Below are 20,113 nucleotides of genomic sequence, written 5' to 3'. Positions count from 1 at the left end.
GCGTGACCGAGACCCGCGAGCTGCGCCCAGACCAGATCCAGGACCTGGGCCGCCTGTTCTACCGCGAGCGCCGCTGCATCCACGGCGGCGAGCCCGGCACCGGCAAGACGCCGACCATCTGCGTCCTGCAGCGGGCGCGCTGGGACAAGCACGGCCACAAGAGCGTGTGGCTGCAGCCCATGAAGCTGCTCGACAAGAACTACGACGAGGCCATGCTCTGGGGCGAGTGGGCCCCGGGCGAGGTCGCCATCGTGGACGGCTCGGCCGCCGAGTGCTCGGCGATCATCGCCGACCCGCGCGTGAAGCTTCTGCTCATGGGCTACAAGCGCTTCGAGCTGACCGCCGACGAGATCCCGGACGACTACAAGGGGATCGACATCGACGAGTGGCACAAGGCTTTCGGGGGCCACGAGAGCCGGCGCACCCAGGCGCTGTACCGCTGGTGCCAGCGGCGCGGCGCCGACCTGTGGTTCGTGCCGATGACCGGCACGGTCTACAACGGCCGGCCGAGCACCATCTACCCGGCGCTGCAGATCATCGAGCCCCGCTACTACGGGACGCCCGAGGCCTTCAGCATGATGCACGACATCGTGGATCCGTGGACCGGCAAGGTGACCGGCCACTGCAACCTCGACCGGCTGCAGGCGATCCTGTCGACCCACTCGATCAAGCGCCTCTGGACCGACGTCCACGGCCCCGAGGAGATCGTCGTCGAGGTCGGCCGGTGCCCGATGAACGACCGCCAGCGCAAGGCCTACGACAAGTTCCGGGACGAGGCGGTGCTGGAGCTGGAGAACTTCTTCATCGACGGCACCAAGCCCGGCGTCGCCTTCACCCGCGCCCGTCAGATCATGGAGCACCCGAACGTGTTCCCGAACCTGATGGAGGGCGGGATCGGCACCGTGGACATCTGCTTCGGCGAGACCCCCGGCAAGCTGTCGGAGTTCATCGACGACTGCGAGAAGATGACCGCGCTCGGCCGGCCGATGTTGGCCTACGCGGCGCTTGTCCCGCAGCAGAAGCAGATGTTCGAGCACGCCGTCCGGCTCGGCCGGCGCGCCGGCATCATCAACGGCGAGGTCAGCCCGGCGCAGGCCGCCAAGGTCGACCGCGGGTTCCGGTCCGGTGAGCTGGATACAATCATCGGCTCGCCCCAGGTTGCAGACTGCGGCTACAACTGGCAGTTCTGCGGCTTGAAGGAAGTCCAGGACGTGTTCTTCGTCTCGATGGACTACCAGGACACTGCGTTCTTCCAGGCCTACAAGCGCGCAATGCGTCAAGCCCGGCAGGCTGCACTTCGGATCAAGATCTACACCTACATCGACAGCATCGACCAGCACATCATGCGGCTGACCAAGCGGAAGTCGCAGGATGCCACGCAGGTCGAGCGCGGTCGGGTCGCTTTGCCCTGGTAGCTCGGTCCGAAACGGACAGAATGCCGCGGCCTCACCAATCGCGGTAGACGGGCTGGACAACTAGCAAATCCCCGTCTATCTCGATGCGTGTCGGTACGAAACGTACCGGCGAGTTCCAGTCTGAAACCCAATCGAAGTTAGGAAATTCACATGACCGACGCCATCGCCCGCGCTCTCGCCGCCGCCGAGACCGCCGCCGCCGAGACCCCCACCCAGACCGCCAGCGTTCCCGCCGCCGCGCCCGCCGCGAGCGTCCCGGCCGCTGCCCCGGCCGCCCCGCGCTCCCTGATGCAGTTCATGGAGAGCGCCTCCATGAACGTGGAGGTCTACCTCTCGGTCTCCGACCTCGGCATCCGGTTCGGCAAGGACAAGCAGCTCCACGACGCCGTGGAGGTCGAGATGGCCTTCAAGGACGCCAAGGCCGGCTTCGTCCTGCGCGTGAACACCCCCTCGGGCGTGCAGTACCTCACCTCGTGGGACGGTGTGACCGAGGCCCGGTCGCGCCAGAACTGGTCCGCCGTGATCGCGGACGCGAAGAAGATGGACGGCAACTCCTACCCGTCCGATCTGATCGAGCTGCCGGTCCGGCTGCTCTCCGACTACACCCGCAAGGAGGGTGGCCCGCTCGCCGCCGGCACCGTCGTCGGCCTCTCGCTCTCGTACATGAACGCCAAGGCGTTCGGCGCCTTCCTGAAGGAGCAGTTCCCGAAGGTCGGCACCGACAACTCGTTCAAGGTCCGCCTCATCGCGGTGCCGAAGAAGGGTTCGGGCCAGGACTACGGCGTGTTCGGCTACGAGGTGATCGACGAGGCCGCCGCGACCAAGGGCGGCAAGAAGGCCGCCTAAGCGCCACCCGGGCCTAGGCCCCGACTTCAAGCCCGTGTCTCGCCCGAGGCACGGGCTTTTTCGTCAGTCCGTTTCGTACCGAGGTGCCGCCGTGAACGACATCGAGAAGCCATCCACCATCACCATCGACCGCGAGGCCTTCTCCCGCCTCTGCACCGAGGCCTCCCTGAACCGCCGGCCGCTCGCCCGGCACCTATTCAGCGTCGCGAAATACCTGGGCGTCGGCGCCCTGGTCCATGCCTGGCTGATCGGCCCCCGGTTCGAGGTCGAGAGCCTCTGGAGCTGGGCCTACCTGCTCGCCTGGCCCCTGCCGCTCACCGGCTGGGTGCTCGCGAAGCTGGGCATCTTCTTCCTCTACGCCTTCGTCATCAGCGCGATCTGCGCGCTCCTGTGGTGGGCCGCCGTCGAGATCGCCGAGCGCCGGGGCGCCGCGCGCCGCCGCACCCGCGGCTTCCGGCAGCCGCCGCGCAGCTGGGACGCCCGCCAATGATCCACGTCTACGACGGCATGGCGGTCCTGCGCCGCCGCTTCGACACCGACCACCTCGGCCGCGGGCCGCGGACGGTGTTCACCGAGATGCTCTCCCTCCCGGCCGCCGACGTGGCCGTGTGGGTCTTCGAGGGCGCCGGCTCGATCAAGGCCCGGCGCGAGATCTTCCCGGGCTACAAGGACCGGCCCTCGTCCCTGATGGACGGTGTGCGGTCGCTGATCGACCTGACCCGGGACGCCCTGCGCCACACCCGGGCGATCCAGGTGGCGGTCCCGGGCCGCGAGGCGGACGACGTCATCGCCCACCTCTGCCACACCTACGGCACCACCCAGGACGTCCGGGTCCACACCATCGACCGCGATCTCCTGGCGCTGCAGCGCGACCGCGTCCTGGTCGACGTGAAGCCGCTCAAGGTGGTGCTCGATCCAGCCGACCACTCCAAGGACGTGGTCATCCCGCCGAGCCAGATCCGCCTCTACAAGGCGCTCTGCGGCGACGGCTCGGACAAGATCCCGGGCATGAAGGGCTTCGGGCCCAAGGCCTTCGTCGCCTGCGATGCCCGCGCCCTGCAGCTCGCCATGGACGCGCTCGTCGCCGGCCAGCCCGACGACACCCTGTTCGTCGCCGCGGGCGTGAAGGAGGCCATGGCCGCCCGGATGTGCCTGCCCGAGCAGGCCGAGCTGTTGCGTGCCTTCTGGCAGATCGTCGGCTTCCTGCCGATGCCGGACAACTGGCACACCTTCCTCGCCTCCGGGACCGAGGACGCCGCTGCGGGCGACGCGATCCTGCGCCGCTTCATGCACTGAGGAGGTCCCGATGAACGCCCACTCCCCCGTGGCCGTCGAGCCGCAAACCATCCTGGTCGATGCCCGCAACCCGGAGGTGATCGCCGAGATCGCTGAGCTGATCCAGCGCTCCGAGTTCATCGGCTTCGATCTGGAGACCGAGGACAGCAACCGCCACGACGGCATCAACCGCTACTGCAAATACAACGACGAGGGCTTCAAATCTAAAACCAGTCGGACTGTGTTCGACTGGCGCCGAACCATCATCTGCGGCGCCTCGTTCTACTCGGAAGAGCAGCCCGACCGGGCCTACTACATAAACTTCGGCCACGCCGACGCTGAGAACCGGCTGCCGATTGACGTCCTGGGTGACCTGCTCGGCTGCCTGCCGGAGGGCGCCTACTTCATCGCCCACAACTCGGCGTTCGAGCAGACGGTCTGCAAGGCCGTGCTCGACTTCGACTTCCGGCCCGGCTCGATCATCTGCACCATGACGCAGGCGGTCTCGGCCTACGGCCCGGACACCTACAGCATGGACGCCTGGCGGGCCGCCGGCCAGGGTGCCATCGGCACCCTCGTCGACCAGCTCATCCGTGCCTCGACCACCGGCTGGGACAAGGAGACCGGCGAGATGTCGCCGGCCCTGTCCGAGCTGGTGTTCAAGATCATCGGCAAGTCCTCGAAGGCCGCGTTCTCCTGGAACGGCTTCGTCAGCTCCATCGCCTACGGCTACGGCCTGAAGCAGGCGGTGAAGAGCCACTTCGGCGTCCAGATGCGGACGTTCGAGGAGACCCTGGACGGTGAGGCCCACATGGGCCTGGTGACCGGCGAGCAGGTCGCGGCCTACGGCGCCGACGACGCCTACTGGGCGGTGCGCCTGTTCCGGCACCTCCTCACCTACATGATCCGCAACGGCGGCTCCGAGCTGGTCAACACGTTCTTCACCCAGGAGAACGTGATGCCGGCCGTGTTCGCCAGCATCGCCATCGGCGGCATGCGGGTGAACGCGCCGGCGATCCGGCAGCGCACCGAGACCGAGCGCGCGGTCGCGGCGCAGATCCTCCGGGAGATGAAGGCCGCCGCGCAGCACTTCACCTGGCCCGAGGGGCCGAACGAGAAGCTCCTGCGGTACGAGAAGTGGTACGGCCCCAACAAGGACGGGGTCATGGGCTGGCCCAAGTACCGCGAGCGCGTGCAGGCCTGGCTCGACGCGCCGGACAGCGACGACGACTACCAGCAGCTGCTGCAGGTCCGCGGGCCGGTGACGAACGGCTGGGCGACCGAGAACGGCGTCAACGAGAAGACGCTCACGGGCGTGAACCTCGCCCACTACATGCCGGTCCGCACGGTCCTCTACGACCTGCTCGGCTGCCACGTCGTGATCTCGAAGGGCAAGGTGGCCTCGGACGGCGAGGCCCGCGGGCGCATCGTCGACCGGCTGAAGGACGGCAAGCACCTCTCGAAGGCCGAGCTGATCGACGCCTTCAACGGCATCCAGTCCGAGCTGGCGATCCGCATGCAGGCCGGCGGTGAGGACGCGCTGGCGGCCAAGGTGGTGTTCGACGAGAACGACGCCCGGTGGGCCCGCATTGAGGCGGCCGAGAAGCCGGCGCGCGAGGATCTGGAGCCGTTCGCGGTCTACCACAACCGCCACGCCCTCCAGGTGATCGACTGCCTGAACCGGCTGTCGGGCGTCGAGCAGCGCATGAAGCTGTTCCTCACCCCCTACGGCATGCTCACCGACCCCGAGACCGGGCGTATGTACCCGTCCGTCACGTCGCTGCTCGCGACGCGCCGGATGGCGGGCTCGAACCCGAACCCGATGCAGCTCGGCAAGCGCGGCGAGGCCGCCTACGTCCGAGGCTTCTACCTCGGCGACCACGACGACCACCTCATCGTGTCGCTCGACTGGTCGGGCGTGGAGCTGGTGGAGATCGGCGAGTTCTCCGGCGACCCGGAGTTCTTCAAGGCCTTCGGCCAGATCCCGCACCAGGATCTGCACGCCGGCACCGCGACCGCGCTCCTGACGCTCGACTGCCCCGGCATGAACCTCGGGCTGTTCAAGACGCTCAAGGGCATGTCGAGCTGGCCGGAATGGCTGGAGGCCCACAAGGGCGAGGCCGACCGGCTGCCGCGCCTCATGACCAACCTGAAGGGCGAGCTGCTCGTGGCCGAGAAGGCCTACGGCTACTGGCGGACCGTCTTCGGGAAGGAGGCCAACTTCAACTACTTCTACTCCGGCTGGCTCGCCACCATCGGCGAGCGGGCGGGCTGGTCGCAGCAGAAGACGGCCGACGCGACCGAGGCCTACCGGGCCCAGTTCCCGGTGGCCGAGGCCTGGCGCGTCCAGCAGATCTCCGACGTGAATATGCTGGGCTACGTCACGCTGCCGGACGGGCACCGGTACTGGCGCTACGAGGCGACCAACCTCTGGGCCCAGGACTGGTGCGACAAGTTCCTGCTGCAGACGCTCGGCAGCGAGAACTTCAACGCCGTGATGCGCTGGATCATGCGGAAGATCCAGAAGCGGGCCGGCAACCAGACGGTGAACGCCCTCATTCAGGGGACGTGCGCCACGCTGGCGAAGCGCTCCATCGTCCGCACGATCCAGCACTTCCGGTCGCTCGGCTGGACCGACCGCGAGTTCCGGTTCCTCGTCCCCATCCACGATGAGCTGGTCTGGTCGGTTCACCAGGACCTGGTGGTGCCGTTCGTCCGGGACGCGCACCGGATCATGGTCGACCACGGCGACATCTTCAAACGGTGCAAGCTCGACAGCTCGCCGGCCATCGGCGTCACCTTCGAGCCCTGGAACGGCAAGAAGGCCTTCGGCGGCCAGATCGAGCTGTTCGAGCCGGACGCCGCGGTGGTCGGCGAGGAGCGCGCCGGCAAGCGCCTGGACGACCAGGGGATCCTGGACGTGGTCGCATACCTCAAGGAGGCCCGCATCCGTATGCGGGAAGCCGCATGACGTGGTCGCATACGCAACGCCTGTTCGACGACGCCGTCATCCTCGCCCGCGAGGCCACGATGAAGGCGATGCCGGACAAGCTCTACCCATCGTCCGGTGATCGGGCGCGGCTCGCCGCCGCCCAGATCACCGCGACCGCCACCATCTTCGCGGCCCTCGTCGAGGCCGACCTCGCCGCGCAGATCCGAGCCATCAGGGAGCAGCACGATGCACGGACCCAAGATCTACAAGCGTGACAGCAACGGCGGCATCCGCGTCTGGCAGTACCAGGTCGACCAGGTCGACGGCTGCTGGCGCACACAGAGCGGCCTCGTGGACGGCCAGCTGGTGACGTCCGGCTGGACGACCTGCGTGCCGAAGTCGAAGCCCACGGCCGCCGCGCAGGCGCTGTTCGAGGCCGAGGCCGAGATGGGCAAGAAGCTCGACAAGGACTACGCGCTGACCATCGAGGGCGTGGACGAGCCCCGGGACTGCGGCGGCAAGGTCATGCTGGCGCACAAGTTCGAGGGCTTCCCCGTGTTCTCGGGCGCGGTGTTCTCGCAGCCGAAGCTCGACGGCATGCGCTGCAAGGTGAACCGCCACGGCATGTGGAGCCGGACCGGCAAGCCAATCCTGTCGTGCCCGCACATCTTCGCCAGCCTGGCGCCGGCCTTCATCAACACGCCGGACCTGGAGATCGACGGCGAACTCTACAATCACGAGCTGCGGGACAACTTCAACAAGTTGATGTCGGTCCTGCGGAAGTCGAAGCCCACGGACGCCGACATCGCCGAGGCGGCTTCTGTTGCCCAGTTCCATGTGTACGATCTGTACCGTCCTGGGAAGAACTTCGGCGACCGCTACCGCGCGCTGGAACTGTTCGTCGACAACCTCGGTGCGCCGGAGATCGTGCTCGTGCCGACCGCCGAGGTGAGCGGCATCGAGCAGCTCGACACCGCCTACGGCTCCTATCTGGCCGCCGGCTACGAGGGCCAGATCATCCGCCTCGATGCCGAGTACGAGCGCAAGCGCTCGAAGAACCTGCTGAAGCGGAAGGAGTTCGAGACCGCCGAGTTCCCGCTGATCGCCATCGAGGAGGGCAACGGCAACTGGGCCGGGCTCGCCAAGAAGGTCCGCTTCCGCCTGCCGGACGGCCGCGAGTGCGGCGGCGGCATCCGCGGGACGGCCGAGCAGGCCAAGGAGCTGCTGGCCCGGCCGAAGCCGAAGGTGGTGACGATCCGGTACTTCACGCCGACCCCGGATGGCATGCCGCGCTTCCCCGTGGCCATCGACTTCGACCGGCCGGATCAGGTGGCGGACGCGGCCTGATTTGCCCAGGGCTGATGGTACGGTTCGTACCGTCAGCCCCCATATCTTGTGACCCTAAGCAACCCCCAGAGCATCATGTTGACCAACCAGCTCCCATCGGTGCGCGCTCAGTTCGTGCATCGCCGTACCTACCTGCGTCCGCTGGACGAGGACGGTGTCCTGTTCGAGACCGTGGACGAGGCCATGGACCGCGTCATGGGGCACCAGCGCTGGCTCTGGGAGAGCCAGCTGCAGCGCGCCCTCAACGAGGCCGAGCTGGACGAACTGTCCGAGCTGCGCGCCCTGATGGAGGCCAAGCGCGTCTCGGCGTCGGGCCGCGTGAAGTGGATGGGCGGCACCGCCCTGGTCCGCGAGCGCGCCGCGGGCGCCTTCAACTGCTCGTTCTCGGTCGCCTACACCCCGGCCGACCTGGTCGACATCTTCTGGCTCCTGCTGAACGGCTGCGGCGTCGGCTTCAAGCCGGTAACCGGCCTGCTGTCCGGGCTGCCCAGCTCGGTTCGGAAGATCACCGTGGTGCCCAGCACGCGCACCGAGCGCGGCGGCCAGGAGCTGTCCTCCGAGCACATCGACATGGAGGCCAGCACCTGGCGCATCGTCTTCGGCGACAGCGCCAAGGGCTGGGCCAAGGCCATCGGCATGCTGTTCGGCGAGAAGCCGCGCGTGGCCGAGCTGATCCTCGACTTCAGCGAGCTGCGCCCCGGCGGGAAGCGCCTGCGCGGCTACGGCTGGATCTCCTCGGGCTGGGAGCCGCTGGCCAAGGCCATGGCCGCCATCGCGACGATCCTCCAGCAGGCCAACCACCGGACCCTCACGAAGGGCGAGATCATCGACGTGGTGAACTGGCTCGGCACCGTGCTGTCGTCGCGCCGGTCCGCGCAGATCTGCCTGATCGAGACGGACGCGGAGACGCTGGACGAGCTGCTCACCGAGCTGCGCTGGTACATCGACTTCAAGACCAACCGCTGGGAGCGTGGCCAGGGCCAGCGTGAGCAGTCCAACAACTCCATCGGCTTCCGGCGCAAGCCGTCCGCCGCGGTGATCGAGGAGCTGCTGCGCCGGATCCTGCCGACCGGCGAGCCGGGCTTCGTGAACGTCGCCGAGGCGCGCCGCCGGGCGCCGGAGATGGAGGGGCTCAACCCCTGCGCCGAGATCCTCCTGGCGAACAAGGGCTTCTGCAACCTGATGCAGGTCGTCTGGCACCGCTTCAACGGTGACATGAAGGGCCTGATGCGGGCGCAGTACCTCGCCGGCCGGGCCAACTACCGCCAGACCTGCGTCTCGATGCGCGACGGCGTGCTGCAGCTGCAGTGGAACGACATGCAGAAGCTGCTGCGCCTGTGCGGCGTGTCACCGACCGGCGCCGTGGCCTGGGAGGGGATCGAGGATCCGCTGATGCTGGAGGCCGTGCGCGACGCGGCGATCTCCGGCGCCGACAGCATGGCGGACGACTTCGGCACGCCGCGCGCGCGGCGCGTCACCCAGGTGCAGCCGGCCGGCACCAGCTCGAAGGCCCTCGGGCTGGAGGGCGACGAGGTCCACGAGGGCGCGCACCTGTCGCTGTCCCGGTGGATCTTCAACTGGGTCAACTTCCCGGCCAACGACCCGATGCTGGAGAACTTCCGGGCCGCCGGCTACGAGCTGAAGGCCAATCCGAACGACCCCACCGGCATGCTGGTGTGCTGGCCGGTCGAGTACCCGGCCAGCTCGAAGTTCACGGCGATCACCACGCCGGACGGTGAGCACCTGGAGGTGAACCAGGAGAGCGCGGTCAGCCAGCTGGAGCGCTACCGGCTGCTCATGAACCACTACGTCGAGCACAACTGCTCGATCACGGTGTCCTTTGACGAGAGCGAGATCCCGGCCATGACCCAGTGGTTCATGGATCACTGGGACGAGTACGTCGGGGTGAGCTTCCTAAAGCGCAACAACCCGCTGGCGACCGCGGAGGAGCTGGGCTTCAAGTACCTCCCGCAGGAGTGTGTCTCCCGCGAACGGTACGAAGCGTACGTCGCCCGGCTCTCGCCCATCGACATCGACGCGGACAAGTCCGCCGAGCTGTTGGAGGTCGAGGACTGCTCGACCGGCGCCTGCCCGATCCGGTGATCGCATGACGATCCCGGAGATCATGCGCCGCCTTCGCGAGAAGGCGGCCGAGAGCGGCGACGCAGAACTGGAGCAGCTCGCCGACGAGCTGCGCCGCCGGCCCCCGGTCCGCCGGGCGCCCGTCACCTCGAAGAAGGTGACCGACGAGCTGCGTATCGAGATCCATCGGTACGCGACGGACAATCCCAAGGAGAGCCAGGCCGCCATCGGTCGACGCTTTGGCGTCAACGGCGGCCGGGTCTCCGAGATCATGGCAGGGTTCCGCGAATGACGTGTCAGATCGAAGCCAAGGTGCTCGTCCGCTCCCGCGGTGTCGACGCCCCTCCCCTCACCAGCTTCCAGCTCCGCTACCCGTTGCAGATCCACGCGGAGCTGATGACCCACCGGCTGTTCTCCCGGAACGCCCGGTCCAGCCGGGCCGTCCCCACGGCGCGGATGTTGGAGGAGGTGCGGAGCGCCCCCTTCATCCCGCGCTACTGGGGCGCCAACCAGAAGGGCATGCAGGCCGGCGCCGAGCACGACGCCCAGGTCCTCTCCAACGGCCGGTGGCAGTGCCGTGAGCGGGCGTGGCTCGACGCGCGGGACGCCGCCGCCCAGGCCGCCGAAGCCTTCGCCGAGGCCGGCTACCACAAGCAGATCGCCAACCGGCTGCTCGCCCCGTTCCTGCACATCGACGTGGTGCTCACCACCGTCGACCTGTCGAACTGGAACGCGCTCCGGGACGACAAGGCGGCCGAGCCCCACATCCGGGACCTGGCGGTGGCGATGAAGGAGGCGGTGGAGGACTACGGCGAGCCGTCGTTCCTCAACCACGGCGAGTGGCACCTCCCCTACATCACGCAGCTCCACGACAAGGGCGTCGGCTTGGTCGGCTACTCGGCGGACGGCGGCGAGCGGCGGGTGCGGTTCCGTGAGCCCGGCGAGCGGGTCCTCGACGTGGCCGACGCGGTGAGGGTGTCCGTCACCCGGTGCGCCCAGGTCAGCTACACCCCGTTCCACGAGGCGAAGCTGACGATTGAGGAGGAGTGCGCCCGGCACGACGCCTTGGTCACCGCCCGGCCGATGCACGCCTCGCCGGCCGAGCACCAGGCCCTTCCCGACAGGATCGTCGGCCGAGACGAGGACGGTGAGCCCATCTGGGCCAACCCCAAGCTGCACGGGAACCTGAAGGGGTGGATCCAGTACCGGAAGGGGCTGTCCGGCGAGCGCGCCTGACCGCTCCTGACCGCAAAAATACTAGCAAATCCGGGGGCCGCCATCTTGCCGATGGCGGCCCTTCTCGGTACGAAACGTACCGTCATGAAGAACACCGGCAAACCAACCGAGGCCCGCTTCGAGGCGTCCATCGCGGCGCTGGGCAAGGCGGGCTACTTCTACCGGATCAAGGACGCCGCCGCGGTGCGGGGCCTGACCGGCCGGGTCGGCGCCGGCATGGACGCCACTCCATCGGACTACATCTGCGCGGTGAAGGGTCAGACCTTCTTCTGCGAAGTCAAGTCGACCCAGCACCCAACCCTGTTCGAGTTCAAGCTCCTCAAGAAGGGGCAGAATGCTCACGGCGCCCGCATCGTTGCGGCCGGCGGCGGATACTTGGTGCTGGTCCACCGCCTGGAGACCGACGACTGGTATCTACTCGCCATGTCTCGGATCCGGGCTCACCAGAATGACACCGGCCGCAAGTCGCTGAGCTGGGACGAGATGAGGTGCTTCCAATGTACGACGGAGCAGACCCCCGCGGGAAGCCGCCCACTGTGGTGAAGGAAGAGCTGGTCCAGATCGGACCGAACGAGGTGGCCATCGAGCGTGAGCACCGCACGGCCTTCCAGCCGCAGCTCGGCGCGCCGATGTTCGACTACATGATCGACGTGGAGACCACCGGGACCAACCCGGAGGAGAACGCGCTGATCCAGATCGCCGCCGTGCGCTTCAACCGGCACACGAAGGAGATCGACCCGAAGTTCTTCGACCGGGCCCTGCAGGTCCCGCCCGGCCGCTACTGGGCCGAGGACACCCGCGACTGGTGGATGAACCAGCCGGACGTGCTGCGCGGCATCCTCTCGCGCGCCGAGCCGCCGCAGATCGTCATCAAGGCGTTCTGGGACTGGGTCGCCGAAGGTTCCAGCCTGTGCCCCCGAGCATTCTGGGGCAAGCCAACCACGTTCGACTTCAATTTCATCGGCTCGTACTTCCGCCAGTACGGCCTGATGCAGCCGTTTCACTATCGCGAGGCCATCGACCTGAACAGCTATCTGCTGGGCCGGGGACACGAGAACCGTCGCGAGTTCTGGAAAACCATCGAGCCGGTCGGGGACGCGCACAACGCGCTGCACGACTGCCTCTACCAGATCCGGGCCATCTTCAATGCGTGACGATGAGATCTACCGCCTCGGCGACCCGCACCTGGGTCGCCGCTTCGTTAAGGGCGTGCCGCTCGACCGCCGGGGCGAGCGCGAGAACCTGGTGCGCCTCGACCTGAACCGGCACCTGTCGGTCGACGGGCTCAAGGCGCACATCACCATGGGCGACCTGTTCGACAAGCCGCAGGTCTCCTACGAGGACCTGGCCTTCGCCGCCACCGCCTACACCACGGCGGCGCAGCTGAACCCGGGCACCACCTACTACATCCTCCAGGGCAACCACGACGACAGCCGGGACCTCGGCGAGGTCACCGCCTGGGACATCTTCTGCCGGCTGATGCTGGTGCTGCCGAACGTGAAGCCGGTCACCGATGTCCTCGTCGGTCCGCACTTCACCCTGTTCCCCTGGGATCCGGTCGAGCCGGCCGAGGCCATGGTGGAGAAGGCGGCCTGGCTCATCCGGCAGCAGGGCTGCACCACCGCCTACGGTCACTGGGACGTCGATCCCCGGACGTCCGGCCACAACCTGATCCCGACGAAGGCGCTCGCCGCCGCCGGCATCACCCGGGCCTACACCGGGCACGTCCACAAGCCCGAGGCCTTCCGCCGGGACGGCATCGAGGTCGTCGTGGTGGGCTCGATGCAGCCCTACGCGCAGGGCGAGGACGGCGGCCAGGGCCATATCCGATATGCCACCCTGACGCTGGCCGAGCTGGAGGCTGCCGGCGACCTGTCGAGCACCGTCGTCCGGCTGCAGCTCGCGCCCGGTGAGCAATTCGACGGCGAGCCGCCGAACTGCCTGTCCTGGAACATCGAGCGGGTGAAGGGCGAGGACGACGAGGCCCCCGCCGACATCTCGATGGAGGGCTTCGACACCCGCGCCGCCGCGCGCGAGGCGCTCGATGCCCACGACATCATCCCAGAGGTCCGCGCTCAGATCGACGAGCGCCTTTCCGAGGTGTTCGGTCGTGACGGGTAACTTCTACCAGGTCGGACTGGGCCTCCTGATGAAGGACGTCCAGTTCACTCAAGACGAGCTGGCCATGCTGGCCTTCCTCTGCAAGCACGCCGCTCGTGGAGACGCAGAGTTCGAGGCTGCGCTCGACGTGATCCACAATGATCTGGCCGCGACCAAGGCGTTGAACCGTCTGAAGGACACGTTCCGCTCGCTTGGCAAGGCCCCTATTCTGCAGGCGCATTATGATCGAGCAAATCGCGTTTACGGTTAGGTTCCCGCCGACCGACCACTTCCCCCTCGGCCGGCACTTCGACCGCACCATCGACTTCAAGGCCGGTATGACCGGCATCGTCGGCCCGAACGAGGTCGGCAAGTCGCTGTGCCTGGAGATGATTGAGTTCCTGCTCTTCGGGAACAAGGCGCTCCGCGGCGCGGCGGCCGACTACAAGCACCTGAAGGCCTCCGGCACCGTCCTGATCCGGGGCGAGCGCTACTACATCGAGCGCACGGCGAAGAACGCCTCGCTCGGCACCGAGACCGGGCCGCTCGCGGTCGGCACCAAGCCGGTCAACGCCCTGCTGCTGAAGATCCTGGGTTACGGCCTGGACGTGTTCCGGGTGGCGAACGTCGCGAACCAGGGCGATGCCGAGCGCCTGTCGAAGATGCTGCCGACCGAGCGCAAGGCCATGGTCGACAAGCTGATCGGCGCCGACCAGATCGAGGCCATCGCCAGCTGGTGCGGCGAGCAGGCGCTGGGCCTGTCGCGCGAGATCGCCGGCCTGGAGGCGGGCCTGGGCGCGGAGCCGGTGAAGCCGGTGCAGCCGGAGGGCTACCGGCCGGCCGGCGAGCTGCACGAGCTGGTGCGCCAGCTCCGGGACGCCGCCGACGCGGTGGTCCGGGCCGAGGCGTTCCTGGCCAACGAGCCGGTGGTGCCGGTGGTGGGCCCGGCGCCTACCGACATCCCGCTGGCGACCCTGGAGAAGGCCGACCAGATCCTCGGCCTGCGCACCTACGACTTCGACCTGGCCGACGCCGAGCTGGCCGCGGTGGCGATGGAGCGGTGGGAGCGCCGGCAGCGGTTCGTCGAGCGGTACTTCCCCTGCCCCACCCTCACCGCGCAGGAGATCGAGGAGCAGACCCGGCGCGTTGGCCTGATGCAGGACCGCGCCCGGCTACGCCAGACACCGGAGATCCTCTGCCCCTGCGGGAAGCCGATCACCACGGCCGATGCTGAGATCGCTCGGATCGAGGCCGAGATTGACGCGATCCCGGTGCTGAAGGGCGTCTACAACCTCGCCGAGGAGGCCGCCGCCCTGAAGCGCTGGACCCCCGAGGTCCTGGCCCAGTGGAAGGAGCTGGAGGGCGTCCAGCCGGCGGCCGAGCTGGTCCATGACCCGCGCGACGCCAAGGGCGCAGTCCACGTCGATGACGTGCAGAAGGCGCTCCGCGAGCTGGGCGTGGACGGCAAGAGCCGGATGGAGATCCAGGCCCTGGCCGGCGAGCTGCGGGCCTACCAGGCGGTCTGCGCCGCCCGGGATGGCTGCGCGGCCCGCCACGCGGCCTGGGAGGCCGAGGCGGCCTCGGTGCGGGAGACGCTGGCCGCCGCGCGCGCCGTCGCCTCCGCGGACCGGCTGGCGCAGGCTGAGACCCTGCTGGCGGCCGTGCAGGTCTACGACGCCCAGCTCGCGACCTACCAGCGCTCCTACGCCGACTGGGCGCAGGGCCGCGACCGGCTCACCGACCTCCGGCGCGAGCTGGAGAGCTGGCGCAACGGCAAGCAGGCCATGAACGACCTGCGCGCCGACACCAAGACGTACCTCGTGCCCGCGCTCTCGCGCGTCGCCTCGCACCTGCTGGCTCAGATGACCGGCGGCGCGCGCGGGCGGATCGCGGTCGACGAGGACTTCGAGATCCAGGTGGACGGGCAGCCGCTCAACACCCTGTCGGGCTCCGGCAAGGTGTGCGCGAACCTGGCTGTCCGCCTGGGCCTTGGCCGCATCCTGACCAACGGCGTCTTCCCCGTCTTCATGGGGGACGAGATGGATGCGTCCATGGACAACGACCGGGCCGGCCACCTCCACGACGCCCTGTGCGCCCTGGAGGGCAAGCTCAGCCAGATCCTGGTCATCACCCACAAGCGCCCCGCCTGCTCGCGGGTCATCACGCTGGAGAACTGAGGTGGTAAACCGTCAACTTCGGGCGATGGGCCTGCGCATCCGCGCAGCCGACGCCCCACCAGTGGACGACGGCGTCCGCCGGCCCAAGGGCCGGCCGGCGCCGGCGCGTCCCGGCTGGGAGGACTTCCTGGTCGCGGTGAAGCCGGTGGGCGACCCATGGCCGCCCTCCCTACGCCTCCGTATCGAGCGCGCCCGTGAGCGCTACGAGGCCGGCACCCACGAGATGGTCAGCTGCACCACGCCGGACGGCTGGACCCAGCTCTACAGCCGTCCGCGTCGGGTGCCCGCCGGCCCCCGGCCGTATTTCACGGAGGCGCGGTCGTGATCCAGGTCGCCACACCAGCCCCCGCGTGCCCGTTCCCGGGCCCCCAGGTCTACTTCGGCTCCGGTCGGCGCATCGACGCCTACCACTTCGAGGCCAGTGACCTGCCGCCGCCGCTTGTCGGCCGCGCCCTGTCCCGCCTGAACCGCTACGGAGGTGCCGGCGAGCGCGCCGTGAACGTCGCCCAGCACTCGCTCCTCCTGTCCCACCTCGTCGGTGACTGCCCGCACCGGCAGCGCGCCGCGCTGATGCACGACGTGCCGGAGATGTGGACGGGCGAGATCCCGCGGCCGATCAAGCGGCTCTGCGCCGGCATCGAGGCGGCCGACGCCTGCATGATCGCTCGGATCGGCACCGTCTACGGCATCCCGGCCTGGGCGTTCGAGGCGATCAAGGAGGCCGACACCGCCATCTCGTTCGACGAGCGGCTGTTCATGTTCGAGCACATGGACCCCGCCGACCGCGAGATCGCCGAGCAGAACAAGCTCGGCATCCACATCGTGCCCGTGACCCCGGAGATCGCCGCGGTGTCGTGGACGCGGCGCTTCTACCAGCTCTTCAGAGAGGACCTCGTGTGATGACCGATGAACCAGAGTTCATGATCCGCAAGCTGCCAGGACCGGACGACGCGCCGAGCTGCGGCCCGGATCCCGCGCTGGAGCGCATCCAGGAGCTGACCGCGCCGGCTGGCCCCATCACTCAGGAGCACGCGGAGAAGATCATGGAGGGCATCGCTGTGCCCGCAGTCGATGGTACGGATCGTACCGACACCGGCATGCTCCGCTACAACTCCGGCAAGCACCGGATGACGCTCATCCCGGCGAGCTTAGGCCGGTACACGGCGGCGGTGCTCGAATACGGGGCGATCAAGTACAACGCCAACAACTGGCGCAAGGGCGGCAGCTGGACGTCGGCCATCGACAGTCTCCAGCGACACCTCGATGCGTTCCGGGAGGGCGAAGACTGTGACGTCGAGAGCGCTCTGCCTCACCTCGCCCACATCGCCTTCAACGTGATGATCCTGATCGAGTTCTTCGACAAGGGCCGGGGCCAGGACGACCGCTTCCGCTACCCCGACCAGCCGCCGGGGCAGCAGCTCCCCGTCCGCGATCTCACCTTCAACCAGCCGCCGGAGAAGAAGTCGTGACGTCGATCAAGCTGAAGCGGCTCACCGAGACCGCGATCATCCCGACCTACGGGTCCGACCAGGCGGCCGGCATGGATCTCCATGCCGACATCCCGGCGCCGGTCCGCATCGAGGCCGGCGGCCGGGCGCTGATCCCGACCAACATCGCCATCGCGCTGCCGGTGGGGCTCGCCCTGCTGGTCTGCCCGCGGTCCGGGCTGTCGGCCAAGAGCGGCGTGACGGTCCACAACGGGCCGGGCGTCATCGACGCCGACTACCGGGGCGGCATCGGCGTGATCCTGCACGCCACCGAGCGCGCCTTCGTGGTCAACCCGGGCGACCGGGTCGCGCAGGGTGTCATCGTGCCGGTGGCGCGGGCCGTGTTCGAGGAGGTCGACACCCTCGACGAGACGGCGCGGGGCGCCGGCGGCTTCGGCTCGACCGGCGTGGGGAGGGCTGCGTGATGAAGCTCTCGGACCAGTACCGGCTGAACACGCTCCTCAAGGAGCGAGAGCGGCTGCGCCAGAGCATCGGGGACGTGCTCGCGGACGATGACGTGAAGGTCACCATCCGTGGGAGCGAGGCGCAGGGTCCGGTCAGGCAGGCCTGCCTGCGGGCGATCCGCATGCTCTACGACGACCAGCTCCTGGTGAACACCAAGGCGCTGGAGAAGCTCGGGGTCGACGTGGACGATGGGCCGGTGCAGCCGACCCAGAAGGAGCGTGGCTACGCGGTGGAGGCGCGGTCATGAAGCTCGAAAACCTGTACGCGGTGAACCAGCTCACCAAGGACCGCAGCGACGTCCTGTCGAAGCTGCACTCGGTGCGCAACCCGGACACCCGCTACTTCAACGTCCACTTCCACGGCACCGCCCAGGAGCAGGCCGTGGCCGAGGCGGCGGCAGCCGGGCTGGTTCCCTACTTCGAGGCGCGGCTGTCCGAATTGGACCGACAGCTGAAGGCGCTGGGCGTCGATCTGGAGGACTGACACAGGGGCCGGCGGTCTCCCGCCGGCCTCTCTCGTTTCAGCTGTCGAGGTGGTCCGGCTCCAGCTGCGAGTTCACAGCTCTGGTGAGCCACTCGGCGGTCTGTTTCTGCACCGTCGAGCCTACGAGGCGGCCGTTGGCGTCGAAGACGAAGCCGCCTTCGTGGCGCCATGGAAGCGGGTGCTGATCGGCGCCGGCAGGCGGCGCCGGCATCGGCTTGCGGCCTCGGAACGGGATGATCTTCGCGTCCTCACTCATGACGGCCTTCTAGCCGTCACGGTCCGTTTCGTCCAATCGCGCCTGCCGGTCGGCGACCCAGGCGACTACCGAGCAGGCGACGATCACCACGACCCAGACGGTGGGCTCGGTGAGGGTCCTGAACATCAGACCTTGTTCGAGAGCATGCCGATCTGCATCGCTGCAGTCGACACGGTCTGCTCCCAGACGGTGTAGTCCGTGTAGACGAACATCCGCAGCTTATCGCCGGCCGTGCATCGCGCGATCCGCGCGTAGCTCGCGGTGTAGCGCGAGGCGTTCGGCCGGAAGGTCCAGAGAAAGTGCGGGCCGTCGCCCTGCGCGGTGTGGACGCCGAAGCCGAACTCGTACTGCTTGCCCGAGCCGTCCGGCGGGCGGAAGGAGGCGTTGATCAGGTAGAGCCCCGTCTCCGGGACCGAGTACCAGTTGTTGGACCCGTCGAAGAGGTTCTCCGCATCCGCCGTCTTCTGGTTCATCGGGACGCGCGGCCAGGCCGTGTTGCCATCCGTCACGTAGGGCTTCACGCCCTGGCCCGACACGTCGCAGAAGTGCGTCTGCGGAAGGATCGCAGGGATCGCCCACCCGGTGTGGTAGGGCGCATCGCTCGCCTTGATCAGCATCATGCCTCCCCCGCCGCCTGGCGGCAGGAGCCGAGGGGAGACCGCGTTCTTGATCTCGGATGCGACGCGCGAGAAGCCGTCGCTCACCCGTGAGGCAAGCGAGGCCATGTCACGCGATCCCGCTCTCGAACACCGTCACGAAGTTGGTGTCGGGGGTGCCGATCTCCGTCTTCGTGTAGGCGTCGGTGATGCCGTAGCCGGCGATGCTGGTGGGCTTGTTGGCGATGGCCGACCACTCGGGGGTGATGTCGGCCAGCTGGATGTAGCTCGCCGAGGCGGTCTTCGAGCCGGAGCCGGAGTAGACCCACCGGAAGCCGTCCGTGGTGGTGACCACGGTGCCCTGGCCGATGGTGCTCTGCTGGGCGGCCGTCAGCGCCGTGAGGTCGCCGGAGGACGCCACCTGGATCTGGGAGGCGATCACCGGCAGCCGGGCCGGGTCGATGGTGCCCGAGGTGATCAGCGAGGCGTCGAAGGCGCTCGGCGGGAAGCTGGAGGGCTTGCCCGTGATGCCGGCCCACGGCGCCGCGTCCGCCGAGCCGGCCGACGCCGCCCGGTCGACGATGCCGTCGCCGTTCGTGTCGTAGGTGGCCTTCTGCATGTCGCCCGAGCCGGCGCCGGAGACGCGGTCGAACACCTCGTTGATCGCCGCCACCAGGTTGCCCTTGGCGGTCGTCTTCAGGGCGGCGTTCGTGCTCGCGTTGCCGTTGACCAGCGTGCGCAGCGACTTGAACTCGGTGGCGATGCGGGTGGTGAGGTCGGTGAGGCGGGTGGAAAGGCTGGCCATGATGGTCCTCAGATGAGCTGGTTGTCGAAGAGCAGGGTGAGGTCGCCCGGGTCGGTGTCGGTGCCGTCACCGGGCGGGCCGGCCTGGCCCGGCGGTCCGGGCGGCCCCTCCCGGCCGGGCACGCCAACCTTGGCGACGACGTACTCGACGACATCGGCGGGCGGCGGCGCCTGACCGGCCGTGGAGCGCGTCACGCGCCTCGTCGTCACCCGCCGCTGGATGCTGGTGGAGACGATCTCAACCACGCTGGGAGACCCCCCGCTTCAGCTCCAGGTTGATGATGTGCGTGACCAGGTCCCGCCCACCCGTCAGCGTCACCAGCACGTCGCCCGAGTAGTTGCCGGGCGACATGACCTCGAACACCTCGCTCTCTGCCGCCGTCACCAGCTGCTTCTGGGTGGCGTCCACCGTCACCGACAGCTCGATCCGGCCGCCGCTGGTGCTCAGCAGCGTGCAGATCGCCGTCGCCCCGACCAGGTCATCCATGTCGAGCGGCAGAACGAGGCTCCAGTCCTCGTTCGTGCGATGCACGACGTTCAGGATGAGATAGTCGACAGCGCCGGTCATGATCTTCTCGAAGTTCGATCAGGATATGGTGCCCGACATCTTGT

At 68.4% G+C, this 20,113-nt stretch carries 26 protein-coding genes; 21 read left to right on the top strand and 5 right to left on the bottom strand.

Translation table 11 applies throughout. The annotated features are described in order from the left end of the window. Positions 1–2 precede the first annotated feature (2 nt). The 21 genes from ACX9MN_RS12210 (at position 3) to ACX9MN_RS12110 (ending at position 17,845) form a co-directional block, all read left to right on the top strand. Positions 3–1,415 carry a DEAD/DEAH box helicase gene (locus ACX9MN_RS12210; protein ID WP_489724555.1) on the top strand — a complete coding sequence of 471 codons (1,413 nt, stop codon included), beginning with the start codon at positions 3–5 and terminating at the stop codon, positions 1,413–1,415. A gap of 150 nt (positions 1,416–1,565) precedes the next feature. Further along, complete coding sequence (locus ACX9MN_RS12205; protein ID WP_489724554.1) at positions 1,566–2,261, top strand: hypothetical protein; 696 nt, start codon at positions 1,566–1,568, stop codon at positions 2,259–2,261. A 91-nt stretch (positions 2,262–2,352) separates the two neighbouring features. Continuing rightward, positions 2,353–2,751, top strand: coding sequence for a hypothetical protein (locus ACX9MN_RS12200; RefSeq protein ID WP_489724553.1), 399 nt, complete (start codon positions 2,353–2,355; stop codon positions 2,749–2,751). Beyond that, positions 2,748–3,557 (top strand): hypothetical protein, encoded by an 810-nt coding sequence (locus tag ACX9MN_RS12195; RefSeq protein WP_489724552.1) that lies wholly within the window; start codon positions 2,748–2,750, stop codon positions 3,555–3,557. The genes ACX9MN_RS12200 and ACX9MN_RS12195 overlap by 4 nt, the downstream gene beginning before the upstream one ends. A 10-nt stretch (positions 3,558–3,567) precedes the next feature. Beyond that, on the top strand, positions 3,568–6,507 hold the full coding sequence (locus ACX9MN_RS12190) for a DNA polymerase (RefSeq protein ID WP_489724551.1): 2,940 nt from the start codon (positions 3,568–3,570) through the stop codon (positions 6,505–6,507). Beyond that, positions 6,504–6,743: a hypothetical protein gene (locus tag ACX9MN_RS12185; protein WP_489724550.1), complete on the top strand. Its 240-nt coding sequence runs from the start codon at positions 6,504–6,506 to the stop codon at positions 6,741–6,743. The genes ACX9MN_RS12190 and ACX9MN_RS12185 overlap by 4 nt, the downstream gene beginning before the upstream one ends. Then, the gene (locus ACX9MN_RS12180; RefSeq protein WP_489724549.1) at positions 6,715–7,815 is read left to right on the top strand and encodes an ATP-dependent DNA ligase; all 1,101 of its coding nucleotides are present in this window, start codon (positions 6,715–6,717) and stop codon (positions 7,813–7,815) included. The genes ACX9MN_RS12185 and ACX9MN_RS12180 overlap by 29 nt, the downstream gene beginning before the upstream one ends. A gap of 75 nt (positions 7,816–7,890) precedes the next feature. Beyond that, the gene (locus ACX9MN_RS12175) at positions 7,891–9,918 is read left to right on the top strand and encodes a ribonucleoside-triphosphate reductase, adenosylcobalamin-dependent (RefSeq protein WP_489724548.1); all 2,028 of its coding nucleotides are present in this window, start codon (positions 7,891–7,893) and stop codon (positions 9,916–9,918) included. 4 nt (positions 9,919–9,922) lie between these two features. Further along, positions 9,923–10,189 (top strand): hypothetical protein, encoded by a 267-nt coding sequence (locus ACX9MN_RS12170; RefSeq protein ID WP_489724547.1) that lies wholly within the window; start codon positions 9,923–9,925, stop codon positions 10,187–10,189. Then, entirely contained in the window at positions 10,186–11,133 is a 948-nt protein-coding gene (locus ACX9MN_RS12165) for an FAD-dependent thymidylate synthase (protein WP_489724546.1), read from the top strand. Before ACX9MN_RS12170 ends, ACX9MN_RS12165 begins: the two co-directional genes overlap by 4 nt. A gap of 84 nt (positions 11,134–11,217) precedes the next feature. Beyond that, a complete protein-coding gene (locus ACX9MN_RS12160) occupies positions 11,218–11,676 on the top strand; it encodes a Holliday junction resolvase RecU (protein WP_056529134.1) in 459 nt (152 codons plus the stop codon). Further along, a complete protein-coding gene (locus ACX9MN_RS12155) occupies positions 11,670–12,287 on the top strand; it encodes a 3'-5' exonuclease (RefSeq protein ID WP_489724545.1) in 618 nt (205 codons plus the stop codon). Before ACX9MN_RS12160 ends, ACX9MN_RS12155 begins: the two co-directional genes overlap by 7 nt. Beyond that, positions 12,280–13,254, top strand: coding sequence for a hypothetical protein (locus ACX9MN_RS12150; protein WP_489724544.1), 975 nt, complete (start codon positions 12,280–12,282; stop codon positions 13,252–13,254). Before ACX9MN_RS12155 ends, ACX9MN_RS12150 begins: the two co-directional genes overlap by 8 nt. After that, positions 13,244–13,504: a hypothetical protein gene (locus ACX9MN_RS12145; RefSeq protein WP_056529125.1), complete on the top strand. Its 261-nt coding sequence runs from the start codon at positions 13,244–13,246 to the stop codon at positions 13,502–13,504. Before ACX9MN_RS12150 ends, ACX9MN_RS12145 begins: the two co-directional genes overlap by 11 nt. Beyond that, positions 13,476–15,410, top strand: a complete 1,935-nt coding sequence (locus ACX9MN_RS12140; RefSeq protein ID WP_489724543.1) for an ATP-binding protein — start codon at positions 13,476–13,478, stop codon at positions 15,408–15,410. Before ACX9MN_RS12145 ends, ACX9MN_RS12140 begins: the two co-directional genes overlap by 29 nt. Position 15,411: 1 nt before the next feature. Further along, positions 15,412–15,735, top strand: a complete 324-nt coding sequence (locus ACX9MN_RS12135) for a hypothetical protein (protein WP_489724542.1) — start codon at positions 15,412–15,414, stop codon at positions 15,733–15,735. After that, positions 15,732–16,310: a hypothetical protein gene (locus ACX9MN_RS12130; protein WP_489724541.1), complete on the top strand. Its 579-nt coding sequence runs from the start codon at positions 15,732–15,734 to the stop codon at positions 16,308–16,310. The genes ACX9MN_RS12135 and ACX9MN_RS12130 overlap by 4 nt, the downstream gene beginning before the upstream one ends. 20 nt (positions 16,311–16,330) lie before the next feature. Then, positions 16,331–16,879, top strand: a complete 549-nt coding sequence (locus ACX9MN_RS12125; protein ID WP_489724540.1) for a dATP/dGTP diphosphohydrolase domain-containing protein — start codon at positions 16,331–16,333, stop codon at positions 16,877–16,879. Then, positions 16,876–17,322: a dUTP diphosphatase gene (gene dut / locus ACX9MN_RS12120; protein WP_489724539.1), complete on the top strand. Its 447-nt coding sequence runs from the start codon at positions 16,876–16,878 to the stop codon at positions 17,320–17,322. The genes ACX9MN_RS12125 and dut overlap by 4 nt, the downstream gene beginning before the upstream one ends. Continuing rightward, a complete protein-coding gene (locus ACX9MN_RS12115; RefSeq protein ID WP_489724538.1) occupies positions 17,319–17,609 on the top strand; it encodes a hypothetical protein in 291 nt (96 codons plus the stop codon). Before dut ends, ACX9MN_RS12115 begins: the two co-directional genes overlap by 4 nt. Next, a complete protein-coding gene (locus tag ACX9MN_RS12110) occupies positions 17,606–17,845 on the top strand; it encodes a hypothetical protein (protein ID WP_489724537.1) in 240 nt (79 codons plus the stop codon). The genes ACX9MN_RS12115 and ACX9MN_RS12110 overlap by 4 nt, the downstream gene beginning before the upstream one ends. A gap of 37 nt (positions 17,846–17,882) precedes the next feature. Here ACX9MN_RS12110 and ACX9MN_RS12105 read toward each other — a convergent pair whose 3' ends face one another. From ACX9MN_RS12105 to ACX9MN_RS12085, 5 genes are all read right to left on the bottom strand, one after another. After that, positions 17,883–18,101 carry a hypothetical protein gene (locus tag ACX9MN_RS12105; RefSeq protein WP_489724536.1) on the bottom strand — a complete coding sequence of 73 codons (219 nt, stop codon included), beginning with the start codon at positions 18,099–18,101 and terminating at the stop codon, positions 17,883–17,885. A 125-nt stretch (positions 18,102–18,226) separates the two neighbouring features. Beyond that, complete coding sequence (locus ACX9MN_RS12100) at positions 18,227–18,826, bottom strand: hypothetical protein (protein ID WP_489724535.1); 600 nt, start codon at positions 18,824–18,826, stop codon at positions 18,227–18,229. A gap of 1 nt (position 18,827) precedes the next feature. Continuing rightward, entirely contained in the window at positions 18,828–19,502 is a 675-nt protein-coding gene (locus ACX9MN_RS12095; protein ID WP_489724534.1) for a hypothetical protein, read from the bottom strand. Between the two features lie 8 nt (positions 19,503–19,510). Then, on the bottom strand, positions 19,511–19,747 hold the full coding sequence (locus tag ACX9MN_RS12090) for a hypothetical protein (RefSeq protein WP_489724533.1): 237 nt from the start codon (positions 19,745–19,747) through the stop codon (positions 19,511–19,513). Then, positions 19,740–20,069, bottom strand: a complete 330-nt coding sequence (locus ACX9MN_RS12085) for a hypothetical protein (protein WP_489724532.1) — start codon at positions 20,067–20,069, stop codon at positions 19,740–19,742. The genes ACX9MN_RS12090 and ACX9MN_RS12085 overlap by 8 nt, the downstream gene beginning before the upstream one ends. Between the last annotated feature and the right edge of the window lie 44 nt (positions 20,070–20,113).

The sequence above is a fragment of the Methylobacterium sp. 1A genome, from assembly GCF_058072805.1.
The sequence above is the reverse complement of the archived record's forward strand: the minus strand, read 5'-3'. Positions and strand labels throughout refer to the sequence as shown.

Bases quoted from the DNA above. Each gene is read 5' to 3' on its own strand.
- ACX9MN_RS12110 (WP_489724537.1), top strand. From the start codon at position 17,606: ATGAAGCTCGAAAACCTGTACGCGGTGAACCAGCTCACCAAGGACCGC.
- ACX9MN_RS12190 (WP_489724551.1), top strand. From the start codon at position 3,568: ATGAACGCCCACTCCCCCGTGGCCGTCGAGCCGCAAACCATCCTGGTC.
- ACX9MN_RS12085 (WP_489724532.1), bottom strand. From the start codon at position 20,069: ATGACCGGCGCTGTCGACTATCTCATCCTGAACGTCGTGCATCGCACG.
- ACX9MN_RS12100 (WP_489724535.1), bottom strand. From the start codon at position 18,826: ATGGCCTCGCTTGCCTCACGGGTGAGCGACGGCTTCTCGCGCGTCGCA.
- ACX9MN_RS12165 (WP_489724546.1), top strand. From the start codon at position 10,186: ATGACGTGTCAGATCGAAGCCAAGGTGCTCGTCCGCTCCCGCGGTGTC.
- ACX9MN_RS12175 (WP_489724548.1), top strand. From the start codon at position 7,891: ATGTTGACCAACCAGCTCCCATCGGTGCGCGCTCAGTTCGTGCATCGC.
- ACX9MN_RS12105 (WP_489724536.1), bottom strand. From the start codon at position 18,101: ATGAGTGAGGACGCGAAGATCATCCCGTTCCGAGGCCGCAAGCCGATG.
- ACX9MN_RS12180 (WP_489724549.1), top strand. From the start codon at position 6,715: ATGCACGGACCCAAGATCTACAAGCGTGACAGCAACGGCGGCATCCGC.
- ACX9MN_RS12185 (WP_489724550.1), top strand. From the start codon at position 6,504: ATGACGTGGTCGCATACGCAACGCCTGTTCGACGACGCCGTCATCCTC.
- ACX9MN_RS12150 (WP_489724544.1), top strand. From the start codon at position 12,280: ATGCGTGACGATGAGATCTACCGCCTCGGCGACCCGCACCTGGGTCGC.
- ACX9MN_RS12140 (WP_489724543.1), top strand. From the start codon at position 13,476: ATGATCGAGCAAATCGCGTTTACGGTTAGGTTCCCGCCGACCGACCAC.
- ACX9MN_RS12125 (WP_489724540.1), top strand. From the start codon at position 16,331: ATGATCCGCAAGCTGCCAGGACCGGACGACGCGCCGAGCTGCGGCCCG.
- ACX9MN_RS12160 (WP_056529134.1), top strand. From the start codon at position 11,218: ATGAAGAACACCGGCAAACCAACCGAGGCCCGCTTCGAGGCGTCCATC.
- ACX9MN_RS12095 (WP_489724534.1), bottom strand. From the start codon at position 19,502: ATGGCCAGCCTTTCCACCCGCCTCACCGACCTCACCACCCGCATCGCC.
- ACX9MN_RS12195 (WP_489724552.1), top strand. From the start codon at position 2,748: ATGATCCACGTCTACGACGGCATGGCGGTCCTGCGCCGCCGCTTCGAC.
- ACX9MN_RS12205 (WP_489724554.1), top strand. From the start codon at position 1,566: ATGACCGACGCCATCGCCCGCGCTCTCGCCGCCGCCGAGACCGCCGCC.
- ACX9MN_RS12170 (WP_489724547.1), top strand. From the start codon at position 9,923: ATGACGATCCCGGAGATCATGCGCCGCCTTCGCGAGAAGGCGGCCGAG.